Genomic DNA, 12,209 nt, shown 5'->3' on the forward strand with positions numbered 1-12,209 from the left:
AAGGAGCCCCCTATGCAGATCGACCTGACCGGACATCATGTAGACCTTACCCAGGCACTGCGCGATTATGTTCACGAGAAATTCGAGCGCCTGGAGCGTCACTTCGACAATGTCATCGATGTGCACGTGATCCTCACGGTGGAGAAGCTTCAGCACAAGGCCGAGGCCACCATGCTGGTAACCGGAAACAACCTGTTTGCCGACGCCACGCATCAGGACATGTACGCAGCCATCGACGCACTCGTGGACAAGCTGGATCGCCAGGTGGTCAAGCACAAGGAGAAACTGAAGGATCATCACCGCGCGGAAGGATCACACCGCAACCACGGGGAATAAGGTCCATCCATGAACATCAGTGATCTGTTGGCCCCCGACCGGGTCGTATGCAGCAACGAGGTCAGCAGCAAGAAGCGGGCGATCGAGATGCTGAGTGAACTGCTGGCATCCAGCAGTCCGGAACTCGCCGTCGGGGAGATTTTCGACAGCCTCCTGTCCCGTGAACGTCTCGGCAGCACCGGACTCGGCCGCGGCGTGGCGATCCCCCACGGCCGCGTCTCGGGCATCGACAACGCGGTCGCCGCCATGCTCAAACTTGACCGGGGCGTGGACTACGACGCCCCGGACAAGGAGCCGGTGGACATTCTGTTCGCCCTGCTGGTGCCCCGGGAGTCCACCGATGAGCATCTGCAGATCCTTGCCACGCTGGCACACATGTTCGCCGACTCGACGACCCTCGCCCACCTGCGCGACGCCGAGGACAGCGATGCCCTGCTCTCCCAGGTGAGTCGCTGGAAGGGCGGCGGGGAAAGCGAATAGCCATGAGCGAGTCGCTCACCGTTCGTTCCCTGGTGGACGCCATGGACGAACGACTGGGCCTGCAATGGGTTGCCGGTCTGAAGGGCAGCGAACGCAGGCTGGCACGGCACACCCAGATGGAGGGGCCGATCTCGCTGGTGGGCCATCTCAACCTGATCCATCCCAATCAGGTCCAGGTCCTGGGCAAGGACGAGGTGGCCTACCTGTCGGGCCTTCGCAGGAACTCACAACGCGATGTGCTCGAACAGCTCACCAGTGGTCAGTCCGTGCTGCTGATCATCGCCGACGGGCAGGAGCCCCCGGCAGCCCTTCGGGAACAGGCCGAGGACTGCAACCTTCCTTTGTTATGCACACCGCTTCCCAGCTATGAACTCATCAATATCCTGCGTTACTTCTTCAGCAACAAGCTGGCGGAAACCATCACGCTGCACGGTGTGTTCATGGAGGTCATGGGCATCGGCGCGCTCATTACCGGCAACAGCAGCGTCGGCAAGAGCGAACTGGCCCTGGAGCTCATCAGTCGCGGACACCGGCTGATCGCCGACGATGCCCCGGAATTTGCGCGCATCACCCCGGACACCCTGCGCGGAACCTGTCCGCCGGTGCTCCAGGATTTCCTTGAGGTGCGTGGCCTCGGGGTCCTCAACATCCGTTCCATGTATGGCGACAGCGCCATCAAGGACAGCAAATATCTGCGCCTGATCGTTCGGTTGTTCGACCTGGGCCACCCGGAAGAACCGGAAGGTGACCGCCTGCACGGGGGCCGGCAGACACGGGTCATCCTCGGTCTGGAGATACCGGTAATCAATCTGCCGGTCGCACCGGGCCGCAACCTGGCCGTGATGGTGGAGGCCGCCGTTAGAAATCACCTGCTGCGCCTGAAGGGCTATTATGCAGGTGAGGATCTGGCCGCCCGTCAGCGTCGCGCCATGCAGGAGGATGGCTCGTGAAACTGATCATCGTCAGCGGACTGTCCGGCTCCGGCAAGACCGTGGCCCTGCATGCCCTGGAGGATGCCGGCTATTATTGCGTGGACAACCTCCACCTGGGCCTGCTCACCGCCTTCGTACGCCAGCTCATGACGCCGAAGCTGCAGCTCTACGAAACCGCCGCGGTGGGCATTGACGCGCGCAGCGGCATCGAGGAACTGGACCACTTTGGAGAGATCATCGACGAGATCCGCAACCTGGGTGTTGATCTGCAGATCATCTTCCTGCGGGCGGATGAAGAGATCCTGCTGCGCCGCTTCAGCGAGACCCGCCGCAAGCACCCCCTGGCCCGGCGCGGCATGCCCCTGATGGAGGCCATCAATCTGGAGCGCAGTCTGCTGTCCCGGATCGCGGTGCGCGCTGACCTGATCGTGGACACCACGCGCACGAATGTGCACCAGCTCACCCATCTTGTCCGCGACCGGGTCGAGCAGGCGGGAGATCAGGCGCTTTCCCTACTGTTCCAGTCTTTCGGGTTCAAACATGGCGCGCCGGTGGACTCGGATTTCGTCTTCGATGTACGCTGTCTGCCCAATCCCTACTGGGAACCCATGCTGCGCCGCCTCACAGGACTGGACGCCGACGTGGCATCCTTCCTGGGGCAATACCAGGTGGTCGACAGGATGTTTGACAGCCTACGGGATTTTCTCGAACAGTGGATACCCTGCTTCGAGTCGGAGCATCGCAGCTATATGACCGTCTCCCTGGGATGTACCGGCGGACAGCATCGCTCGGTCTACCTGGCCGAGCGCCTGGCCCGGCACTTCAGGGAAAGTCGCGGCACCGACGTCAGCACGCGTCACCGCGAACTGAGTTGAACCCGAGCAGAAACGGGACCCCCATCATGGCAGTCGGCCTGTTGATCATCACGCACAACCATATCGGTGAGGACCTGCTCAGCACGGCCAGATCCATGCTCGGTCAGCTGCCGCTGGATACCGCCTGGCTGGCGGTGTCCCAGGCAGGTGATCCCGACGAACTGCTGACCCAGGCCCTGGTGCAACACCGTCGGCTCAATGCGGGTGACGGGGTGCTGGTACTGACGGACATGTACGGCTCCACACCGAGCAACATCGCCACCCGGCTGCTGCAACAGCCCAAGACCCAGGTAATCGCGGGGATCAACCTGCCCATGCTGGTGAGGGTGCTCAACTACCCGCAACTGCGCCTGCACGAACTGGTGAACAAGGCGATCAGCGGAGGCCACGACGGTATCGTGCTGTGCGAGACCGAGTGCTGATGATCGAACGCGAACTGACCATTATCAACCGCCTGGGCATGCATGCCCGGGCCGCCGCCAAATTCGTCAGCCTGGCCAGCCAGTTTCAGAGCGAGATCGAACTGGAGCGGGGCGGCCGGAGAGTCAACGGCAAGAGCATCATGGGCGTCATGATGCTGGCCGCGAGCCGCGGCTCCACCATTCGGCTGCTGGCCCGGGGTGACGACGAACAGTCCGCCATTGAGGCGCTGACAGAACTCGTCGAAACCCGGTTCGGAGAAGCGGAGTAACGACCGCCCGGCCGGCCGGTCACATCCGGAACCGGTCGTATATCTGCCCCGGTTCCCTCACCCCGTACCCGGCATGGGTGGTCAGCGACTGCCCGATGACGACCCGGTTGCGGCCCTCCTGCTTGGCGCGCAGAAGTGCCTGGTCAGCGGCATCGACCAGGGCGCGGCCGGCCGAGGCTGGATCAACGGCAACTCCATGGACCACCGCGCACTGAGCCGCACCCAGAGACACCGTCACCGACAGATCCAGGTCCTCCTCGACCACCACCGGATGGCCCGCCACGGCGGCCCGGATGCGCTCGGCCACCTCGAGAACCGCGCCAAACTCCAGGCGGGTGAGCAGCACCACGAACTCCTCGCCCCCGTAGCGGGCCAGCATGTCGAACGGCCGCACATGGCGCGCGATACGCTGGGCCACATCCCGGATCACCCGGTCGCCCACGGAATGGCCGTGTGCGTCATTGACCGTCTTGAAGTGGTCGATGTCCACGAAAAGGCACGCCAGCACCCCGCCCTCTCTCTGGGCCCGGGCACACTCCAGGGGCAGTTGCTCGTCAAAGTAGCGGCGATTGCGCAGGCCGGTAAGGGAATCGGTCAGCCCCAGTTCCCGCAGCCTGCGCAGGTTCAGGGCGTTTTCAATGCATACCGCGGTCACCGCCGCCAGCTCTTCCAGGAAGTAGGTATCCAGGCCCGCCAGATAACGCTGCGGATCCCGGCTGCCCAGGACCAGCGCGCCCAGGGGTTGCTCGCCGCGGCGCAGCGGAATAATGGCGAGGCTTGCCAGGTCGTGACGCCCGCCGCAGCGCTGCGCGTGCAGGCGGGGGTCGTAAGGCCCCACATAACTGCGCAGCGGCAGGCTGCCCGCGGGGTTCAGTTCCACCTGCCCCGGTTTTACCGGGATATTGGCCTCGGCGATGGCCAGCGCCACCTCGCCCGTAATGTCTTCCAGCAGGATACCCACGTGGTCCAGACGGGAGATCCTGGGCAGGTCCCGGGACAGCAGGCCGATGATCTCCGCCAGGCCCGCGGCGCCCATCAGCTTGAGCGCCAGGGATTGCACCCGGTTGAGCTTGCTTTCATTCTCCCGGACGCGGCGCAGCAGGTCATCCAGTTGACTGCGCAGCCGCCGGTTTTCCTTCGCCAGTTGATCCATCACTGCCGCTCCCCGCATCGGGCTCAAGGCCCGTTTCCCCCATGCCTCGGACACCGGTTCAGGGCATCCGGATCATGTGCACAAACCGCCCGCCGTCCCCCGTCCGGAGCCGTGCAGACGGCGCAATCATGCCCGTTCTGCATCCCGGGCACCCATACACCGGCCTCAATGACAGCCGATCCGGGCCGCCGGTGCAAGTGCAGCGTCCCCCGGACCGGCCCTCTGCGGGCCGCCGAGACCCGTATACTGCACCGATGCAGGCATCCAGCGAATCCGGATTTCCGGCCCCACTCTGGGATTACGCCTGTGCGCTTTATGCCCGGCCCGGCGTCCAGGCGCTTTGTCTGGACTGGCAGCTTCGCCATGCCGCGGACATTCCCCTGGTGCTGGCCCTGTGCTGGCAGGCAGCGCGGGCCCGTACGCTCCCGGATGCCGGCGGTCTGGATCGATTGTGCCGGGCGCTGGCGCCCTGGCGCGCATCCACCGTGCTGCGTCTGCGCACCCTGCGCAAGCGGCTGAAACCCTTGAGCCCGCCGGCCAGCCGCAGCGCCCGACTGCGTGCTGCGGTAGCCCGGGCGGAGTTGTGCGCCGAGCGCGTCCAGCTCGAGTATCTGGCCCTCGCCCTGCCGGCAAGGCGAGGCACCGGCGATCCCGCCAGCGCCATGCGCCGTGGCGTGGAAACCTACCTTGAACTGCTGGGTGTCAGTGCGCGGGAACGCGCACGGGAGACGGACAGACTGGCGGACGTGATGATTCGCAATTCAGGATTCAGGATCCAGGGAGGCGGTGGATCCCCCGGACCCTGAAACCCGCAACCAATTGCGCAGAGTTCTCACTCCAGGCTGCGGCTGGTGATCTCGTAGACATCCCGGGACAGACCGGACGTCTCCACGATTCGCTCCAGCGCCGCGCGCATGGCCGCCTGACGGGGCTTGTCGAAGCGTTTCCAGCGGCTCAGGGCCTTGACCAGACGCGCCGCCACCTGCGGGTTCAGCGGATCCAGGGACAGCACCTGTTCGGCCAGAAAATCGTAACCGGATCCGTCCGCCGCGTGGAAATGCACCGGGTTGGCGGTCACGAAGGCACCGATCAGTGCACGCACCCGGTTGGGGTTGCGCATATTGAAGCCCGGATGCGCCATCAACCCGCGTACCCGTTGGAGCGCGCCCGGAACGCTGGAAGCGGCCTGCAGACTGAACCATTTGTCCAGCACCAGGGGTTCGTCCTTCCAGCGCGCCTCGAAGGCCGCCAGCGCCGCGTCCCGCTCATCGCAGGCACAGTCCATCAGCGCCCGCAGGGCGCCCATGGTCTCGGACATGTTGCGGGCATCCCGAAACTGCCGATGGGCCAGTGACCGGCCCTCGACCGGGTTCGCCGCCACCAGATAGGCCAGCGCCAGATTGGCCAGACGACGCCTGCCCATGGCGTCGGCCTCCAGGCTGTGCGCATCGGTCGCGCTGTGGCGTTCATAGGTCTCTCGCCACCGGACCGCCAGCTGCTCACCCATGGCCCGGCGGGCGAACTGCCGGGCGGTATGGATGGCATCCACGTCCGCCACCCTCATGTGGTCCGCCAGGTAGCTTTCGCCGGGCAGGGTCAGGGCTTCCGCCACCAGGGCCGGGTCCACCGCGGTGTGGGTCAGCACCTGACCCACGGACTCGACGAACCGTGGCTCCATCACCAACGGCCTGCCGGCCTGGTGGTCCTCCACCAGTCTGAGCAACACGCGCACCGCATACTGCTGGCCCGCCTCCCAGCGGTTGAACCCGTCAGTATCCCCCGCCATCAGGAAGGCCAGTTCCTCGTCCGTGTACGGATAGCGCAGGGTCACGGGCGCGGAGAAATCCCGCAGCAACGAAGGCACCGGGGGCTCGTGCACCTCCTCGAACACGAACACGTGGTCCGGGGCGGTGAGCTCCAGCACCCGCTCCCCGCCCCCGGCGGCTGCCTCGCCCTCTAGTCTCAGCGGGATCTCCCGCCCCGCACGGTCAAGCAGCGCCACGGCCAGCGGAATGTGCAGCGGCAGCTTCTCCGCCTGTCCCGGCGTGGGCGGGCAGGACTGGCGCACGGTCAGGCGGAAGCGGCGCGCCCCGGCATCGTACGCTCCAGTGACGTTCAGCACCGGGGTGCCCGCCTGGTCGTACCAGCGGCGAAACCGGGATAGGTCCCGTGCGGCCGCATCCTCCATGGCACGCAGAAAATCATCCGTGGTCACGGCCTGACCGTCGTGACGATCGAAGTAGAGGTCCAGGCCGCGGCGAAAGAGATCCCGGCCCAGCAGCGTCTGAATCATGCGCACCACTTCGGCGCCCTTCTCGTACACCGTCATGGTGTAGAAGTTGTTGATCTCCATGTAGGACTGCGGCCGCACCGGGTGGGCCATGGGCCCCGTATCCTCCGGGAACTGCAGGCTGCGCAGGCGCTGCACGTCATCGATGCGCTTGACCGTGCGAAGGCTCTGATCCGCGGTGAACTCCTGGTCCCGGAATACCGTCAGGCCCTCCTTGAGCGAAAGCTGGAACCAATCCCGGCAGGTGACCCGATTGCCCGACCAGTTGTGGAAGTACTCATGGGCAATGACACTCTCGATGGCCACGAAGTCCTCGTCGGTGGCGGTGTCCGGGCGGGCCAGCACATACTTGGAATTGAAGATATTGAGGCCCTTGTTCTCCATCGCCCCCATGTTGAAGTCGTCCACCGCCACGATCATGTAAGTATCCAGATCGTACTCGCGGCCGAACGTGTCCTCGTCCCAGCGCATGGCCTTGATCAGCGAGCGCATCGCGTGATCGCACTTGTCCAGGTTGTGGTGCTGCACAAAAATGCGAAGCGCCACCTCGCGGCCGGAGCACGTCACGAAATGCCCCTCCTGACAGGCCAGGTCGCCGGCCACCAGGGCGAACAGATAGCTGGGTTTCGGGAAGGGATCGTGCCAGACGGCATAGTGACGCCCTTCCGGCAGGTCGCCGCTGTCCACGAGATTACCGTTTGACAACAGCACCGGGCAGGTGGCCTTGTCCGCCTCCATGCGCACGCGGTACTCGGCCATCACATCCGGGCGGTCCGGGAACCAGGTAATGCGGCGAAAACCCTCCGCCTCGCACTGGGTGCAGAAATTGCCGCCGGAGACATACAAACCCTCCAGCGCAGTGTTCCGGTCGGGATGGATCTCGGTCTCCACCGTCAACTCACAACGATCGGGCAGGTCCTGCACCCAGAGCTGCTCGCCCTCCTGGCGCCAGGCCCCCGCCGGCAACGGCCTGCCGTCCACGCTCAGCGCCACCAGCGTCAGATCCTGGCCATGCAGCATCAGGGGCTGATCCCCGGCACCCGTGCGCGCCAGTGACATGCGCGAACGCACACGGGTGCGGGCCGGATCGAGCTGAAAATCCAGTTCCACCCGGGACACCCGCCAGGCGGGGGGGACGTAATCCTTGAGGAAAACCATACGTGGCGTGGTGTCTTTCATGCGGCTGATCCGGGGAACTGCGTACAATCGATCTTCAGGCGAGGCATGCTTTCGACTATAGCTCCACCGGGCCGGTGGTTGCCATAACCCATAAGATGGATAAGGTGCTATCTCCGGGTCACGCCCCGGACTTTCAATACAGGAGACATCCGGCCGGCATCCCGGTTCCCGCATTGAAAACACGCGCCGAATCACCATACTCAGATGAGGCACCTCAACGACGGGAGCCAGTCATGTTCGTCAAAGACAGCAACAACGGCCACCTGGTGGAAGTCATGGACAGTGCCGCGCTCATGGACCCTGCCCGGCCGCAATTCGAGGGTCGCTACAACTGGGGCGAGGACCTGCCCGAGCCCGAGCAGTTCCGCAAGTCCGACGTGGTCTTCCCCTCCGGAGAACCCCTGCCCCGCTGCTGGCTGGATGTGCACTACCGGGACGATGAACTGCGCCGCTGACAAACCCCGCGGCCCGTGTGCTTGAAGCCGCGGGCAGGCGCGGGTGATCATTGCCCTTTGGAGACCGGGCATACGATTCGCCATGAAGGATTCCCGGAGTATCCTTGCGCAGGGGCTTTCGCGGCCCTTGCGGTGAAACCATCCCATTCGGACAGACGGAACACATGAGCATCCAGACAGACATCGAGCACAAGCTGCGCGAGGCCTTCAACCCGGTCCACCTGGCAGTGGAGAACGAAAGCGGCAACCACAACGTGCCGCCGGGTTCGGAGTCCCATTTCAAGGTCACCATCGCCAGCCGGGCCTTCGAGGGCGAGCGCCTGGTCGGGCGGCACCGCAAGGTCAATGAAGTCCTGGCCGAGGAACTTGCCGGGCGCATCCATGCCCTCGCCCTGCACACACTGACCCCGGACGAATGGCTCGAGCGGGCGGGCAAGGTGCCGAAATCGCCCCCCTGCATGGGCGGCTCCAAGGCCGGCGGATAAACCCGCCATGGGTGAGGTGCTTGGCTTCAAGCGGCCCAGGCCTTCCGAAAAGCACCGGGGCAAGACCCTGTGCCGCTCCAACTTTCACAAGTGGGAAGTGGTCAAGGACAAGCAGTTCGACGTCCGGCAGGGGCGGCTGGTCACGGTGCTGCGTTGCGCCCGTTGCGGCGAGATGAAGGTCGAGGCGACCTGAGCGGCATCATGTCGCGCACGCGCTTGCCTGTACGCCGCCAAAGGGCGTCCCGACAGACAAGGTCCGGGCAACCCGGCTTCGGTCACGACCGGCACCCGGGCGTGACGGGGCAAACCACGGGGGGAGACGGTGCGGGAAATCGGCTTGCTGGGTCTGCGTCTCACGCCGATGACCGGGGAGCGCCTGCTCGAACGCATTGCGGAATCCGTCGGCCTGCGTCGAAAGACGCTGATCATGCATCACAACCTGCACAGCGTGTACCTGCATGGCAGGGACGCGCGGCTGCGCCGATGCCATCGGCGGTCCGACATCACCTACATCGACGGCATGCCACTGGTCGGCCTGGCCAGGTTGTACGGGCATCGCGCCACCCGGGCCGAACGCAGCACCGCGCTCGACTGGGCACCGCAGCTGTTCCGCATGGCGGCCGAACGGCAATGGCGCATCGCCTTCCTGGGCGGCACGCCGGAGACCGGGGAACAGGCGGCCGCCCTGTTACGGCGCCGATTTCCCGGCCTGCACCTGACCACGCGGCCAGGGTATTTCGACATGCGGCACAACGGGCCGGAGAACCGCGCCGTGGTCGAACACATCAACCGGGAATCCCCCGATATCCTGCTGGTGGGCATGGGCATGCCCCGGCAGGAGTACTGGGCCGGCGACAACCTGGACGCCCTCGACGCCAGGGTCGTGATCACGGTGGGGGCACTCATGGACTACTACGCAGGCACGATCCCGACGCCCCCGAGATGGCTTGGCCGGATCGGGCTCGAATGGCTCTACCGGCTGGCATGCGAGCCCCGCCGGCTGGCCTTTCGCTACCTGATCGAACCCTGGTTCGTGCTGGCCGCCCTGATGAGGGATCTCATCCGGCGCCCGCGCAAGGGCGACGGAGATTCGTGAAGCGTCCAGCGGTGATTGGGATACCGGCGCGGTGACTTCGCGCAGCCGTGGGCATACACGGGGCGGCATCGGGGCGGCGATCCCTTGCCCACCGCGCCATCGCGGGCCACGATAGGGATCGCATGGGATATGATGGACCGCATGAACCGATCCGACACCGAATATGCGATCTCAACCCACTGGGATGATGCGGTGAGCCGGTGCGCCGCATCACTGAAAACCCCATCGCGCGACGGCGGGTTCGACTCGGCAACCAGCCCCGCCCCTGCGGGAGCGGCCCCATGAGCACGGTGACCGGCCGTCCGGTGCGCTGCGCCGGCATCGAGGTGCACGACGTCGAGGACGGCGCCGTGATCTACCACCCCGGCACGGACGACGTGCATTTCCTCAACGACACCGCGCGCTGCGTGATGATGCTGTGCGACGGGCAACACGACGTCGCGGAAATGGACGAGGCGCTGGCGCGCATGTGCAATGCCCGCGCCGTACCCGGCCTGACCGCCCCCATCCTGGAGCAGTTCGCCGCCGCGGGGCTGATCGAAGACGCCTCCGCGCGGACGCCGTGAACACCCGGGGGCCGGATCCCGAACTCGGACTGCTGCTCGCACTGGGGCGTTCGCGTCTCGCGGCGGACCGGGCAGTCGCCCTGGAGGCACGGCTGGCGCGGCCCTTCGACGCGCCCCGTCTGCATCGCCTGGCTGCCGAACACGGGCTGATGCCGCTGCTGTATCGCCATCTGGTCATGGAGCGGCCGGACGCCCTGCCCGCCGAAAGCGCCGCCGCCGTTGCGCACGAGTTCAGACAGCATGCCATCAGCCGCTGGCCCATGGCGCGGCGCCTGCGCGAACTCCTGCAGGTGCTGCGTGACGCCGGGGTGACGGCGATGCCCTACAAGGGGCCGGCGCTTGCGACGCAGCTGTTCGGCAACTACGCCATGCGCCAGTACGGCGATCTGGACATCCTGGTGCGGCCCTCGCAGGTCAGCGCGGCGGTGGAACGGCTGCAGGCCCACGGGCTGTCCGCCCCCCACGGCGTGCCCGCGGACTGGGACGGGTTCGTCCGGCGCACCCGCCACGACTACGCCATGCGCGACCGGCGCACCGGCACCCTGGTGGAGCTGCACTGGGGCCTGACCTACCGCTATCAGGGCTTCGGCGTCGATCCGGAGTGGCTGCTGAACGATCCGGTGGAGGTGGATTATCTCGGGGTACGCATCGCCTGCATGAATCCCTCCGCCCAGTTGCTGGCGCTGGCCGTGCATGGCGTCAAGCACCAGTGGGAGCGGCTGGGCTGGCTGGTGGACGTGGCGGAACTGATGTCCGGTCACGACCCGGACTGGGACTGGATCGACGCCCGGGCGCGGGCCATCGGCTTCACGCGTGCCTGGCGGTCCTCGCTGTTGCTGTGCGACACCATGCTCGGCCTGCCCGACACCGTGCCGATGTCCCAGGCACGGCGGGACCGCCCGGCCGCGCGCCTGGCCCGGCGCCTGGCCCGGGAGATCTCCCGTGACGATCCACGGCCCATCGGTTTTGTCACCCGGCTGCGCTTCGACCTGCTGGCCCGACCCGGGGCGGCGGCCAAGCTCGTCTACCTGTCCCGCCTGCTGACACTGCCCTCCGAGGCCGATCTCGCCGGGCGCAGGGTATCAACCGCCTGGGCGGCCACGTACGCCGTCACGCGCCCGCTGCGCCTGCTGCGCAAGATGCGGCGCCAGGGCCGTCGCTGAGGCCTCAGCGAACCGGCAGCGCGGACAGGTCGATGCGGTCGCCGGCCTGCACGCCGCGCACCTCGAACCAGCCCCGGTTCATCTCCAGCGCGTACATGGCGGGCCCCCGGGATGCGTGGCGCTGCTCGGAGAGTGGTTCCATGCGGGCGATGTTGAGTATCGTCCCGTCCGCGTCCATGAAGGCCACGGAGAGCGGGATACGGGTGTCTTTCATCCACATGACGATGCGCCGAGGCTGCCGGTACACGAACAGCATGCCGTGGTGCTCCGGCAGGTATGCGCGGTGCATCAGCCCGCGCCCCCGTGCCGAGCCGGTGGCGATCTCCACCGTGATGCGCTCTCCGCCCACCTGCAGTTCCACCGTGGGCAGGGGCAGATAACGGTTGACAGCCTCCCAGACACGCACCGGCGTCTGCCACAGGGCCACGGAGGCGGCCAGTGTCAGCACGGCGGCCGCCAGGACAAGGGCGCAACCGGTCAGCAGGCCACGGCGTGTCATGGGCGCCCG

Annotated in this window: 16 protein-coding genes; 13 read left to right on the forward strand and 3 right to left on the reverse strand. The window is 66.2% G+C overall.

What is annotated here, in order from left to right; genetic code table 11:
- The first annotated feature begins 12 nt into the window (after window positions 1-12).
- The 6 genes from hpf to THITHI_RS0107360 are packed head-to-tail and all read left to right on the forward strand — an operon-like array spanning window position 13 to window position 3,314.
- On the forward strand, window positions 13-336 hold the full coding sequence (gene hpf / locus THITHI_RS0107335) for a ribosome hibernation-promoting factor, HPF/YfiA family (protein ID WP_018232432.1): 324 nt from the start codon (window positions 13-15) through the stop codon (window positions 334-336).
- A 9-nt stretch (window positions 337-345) separates the two neighbouring features.
- A complete protein-coding gene (locus THITHI_RS0107340; protein ID WP_018232433.1) occupies window positions 346-816 on the forward strand; it encodes a PTS sugar transporter subunit IIA in 471 nt (156 codons plus the stop codon).
- 2 nt (window positions 817-818) lie between these two features.
- On the forward strand, window positions 819-1,766 hold the full coding sequence (hprK, locus tag THITHI_RS0107345; protein WP_018232434.1) for an HPr(Ser) kinase/phosphatase: 948 nt from the start codon (window positions 819-821) through the stop codon (window positions 1,764-1,766).
- Window positions 1,763-2,623: an RNase adapter RapZ gene (gene rapZ / locus THITHI_RS0107350; protein WP_018232435.1), complete on the forward strand. Its 861-nt coding sequence runs from the start codon at window positions 1,763-1,765 to the stop codon at window positions 2,621-2,623. The genes hprK and rapZ overlap by 4 nt, the downstream gene beginning before the upstream one ends.
- Before the next feature lie 26 nt (window positions 2,624-2,649).
- Window positions 2,650-3,045, forward strand: coding sequence for a PTS sugar transporter subunit IIA (locus tag THITHI_RS0107355; RefSeq protein ID WP_018232436.1), 396 nt, complete (start codon window positions 2,650-2,652; stop codon window positions 3,043-3,045).
- A complete protein-coding gene (locus tag THITHI_RS0107360) occupies window positions 3,045-3,314 on the forward strand; it encodes an HPr family phosphocarrier protein (protein WP_026186147.1) in 270 nt (89 codons plus the stop codon). Before THITHI_RS0107355 ends, THITHI_RS0107360 begins: the two co-directional genes overlap by 1 nt.
- A gap of 19 nt (window positions 3,315-3,333) precedes the next feature.
- On the opposite strand, the gene THITHI_RS0107365 is transcribed toward THITHI_RS0107360, so the two are convergent.
- On the reverse strand, window positions 3,334-4,467 hold the full coding sequence (locus THITHI_RS0107365; RefSeq protein ID WP_018232438.1) for a GGDEF domain-containing protein: 1,134 nt from the start codon (window positions 4,465-4,467) through the stop codon (window positions 3,334-3,336).
- A 254-nt stretch (window positions 4,468-4,721) separates the two neighbouring features.
- On the opposite strand from THITHI_RS0107365, the gene THITHI_RS18615 reads away from it, so the two are divergent.
- A complete protein-coding gene (locus THITHI_RS18615) occupies window positions 4,722-5,273 on the forward strand; it encodes a TIGR02444 family protein (protein ID WP_018232439.1) in 552 nt (183 codons plus the stop codon).
- A gap of 26 nt (window positions 5,274-5,299) precedes the next feature.
- On the opposite strand, the gene pepN is transcribed toward THITHI_RS18615, so the two are convergent.
- Complete coding sequence (gene pepN, locus THITHI_RS0107375) at window positions 5,300-7,936, reverse strand: aminopeptidase N (protein ID WP_026186148.1); 2,637 nt, start codon at window positions 7,934-7,936, stop codon at window positions 5,300-5,302.
- Window positions 7,937-8,169: 233 nt separating this feature from the next.
- Here pepN and THITHI_RS0107380 point away from each other — a divergent pair, with 233 nt between their 5' ends.
- From THITHI_RS0107380 to THITHI_RS0107405, 6 genes are all read left to right on the forward strand, one after another.
- Entirely contained in the window at window positions 8,170-8,391 is a 222-nt protein-coding gene (locus tag THITHI_RS0107380) for a hypothetical protein (protein WP_018232441.1), read from the forward strand.
- Between the two features lie 164 nt (window positions 8,392-8,555).
- Window positions 8,556-8,876 carry a BolA family protein gene (locus THITHI_RS0107385; RefSeq protein ID WP_018232442.1) on the forward strand — a complete coding sequence of 107 codons (321 nt, stop codon included), beginning with the start codon at window positions 8,556-8,558 and terminating at the stop codon, window positions 8,874-8,876.
- 7 nt (window positions 8,877-8,883) lie between these two features.
- Window positions 8,884-9,069 (forward strand): hypothetical protein, encoded by a 186-nt coding sequence (locus tag THITHI_RS0107390; RefSeq protein WP_018232443.1) that lies wholly within the window; start codon window positions 8,884-8,886, stop codon window positions 9,067-9,069.
- A 144-nt stretch (window positions 9,070-9,213) separates the two neighbouring features.
- Window positions 9,214-9,972, forward strand: coding sequence for a WecB/TagA/CpsF family glycosyltransferase (locus THITHI_RS0107395; protein ID WP_018232444.1), 759 nt, complete (start codon window positions 9,214-9,216; stop codon window positions 9,970-9,972).
- A 281-nt stretch (window positions 9,973-10,253) separates the two neighbouring features.
- Window positions 10,254-10,538: a PqqD family peptide modification chaperone gene (locus THITHI_RS20770; RefSeq protein WP_018232445.1), complete on the forward strand. Its 285-nt coding sequence runs from the start codon at window positions 10,254-10,256 to the stop codon at window positions 10,536-10,538.
- Window positions 10,535-11,701: a nucleotidyltransferase domain-containing protein gene (locus tag THITHI_RS0107405; RefSeq protein WP_018232446.1), complete on the forward strand. Its 1,167-nt coding sequence runs from the start codon at window positions 10,535-10,537 to the stop codon at window positions 11,699-11,701. Before THITHI_RS20770 ends, THITHI_RS0107405 begins: the two co-directional genes overlap by 4 nt.
- A gap of 4 nt (window positions 11,702-11,705) precedes the next feature.
- On the opposite strand, the gene THITHI_RS0107410 is transcribed toward THITHI_RS0107405, so the two are convergent.
- Window positions 11,706-12,200 (reverse strand): DUF192 domain-containing protein, encoded by a 495-nt coding sequence (locus THITHI_RS0107410; protein WP_026186150.1) that lies wholly within the window; start codon window positions 12,198-12,200, stop codon window positions 11,706-11,708.
- Window positions 12,201-12,209: the final 9 nt, after the last annotated feature.

Source organism: Thioalkalivibrio thiocyanodenitrificans ARhD 1 (genome assembly GCF_000378965.1).
GTDB lineage: Bacteria > Pseudomonadota > Gammaproteobacteria > Ectothiorhodospirales > Ectothiorhodospiraceae > Thioalkalivibrio_A > Thioalkalivibrio_A thiocyanodenitrificans.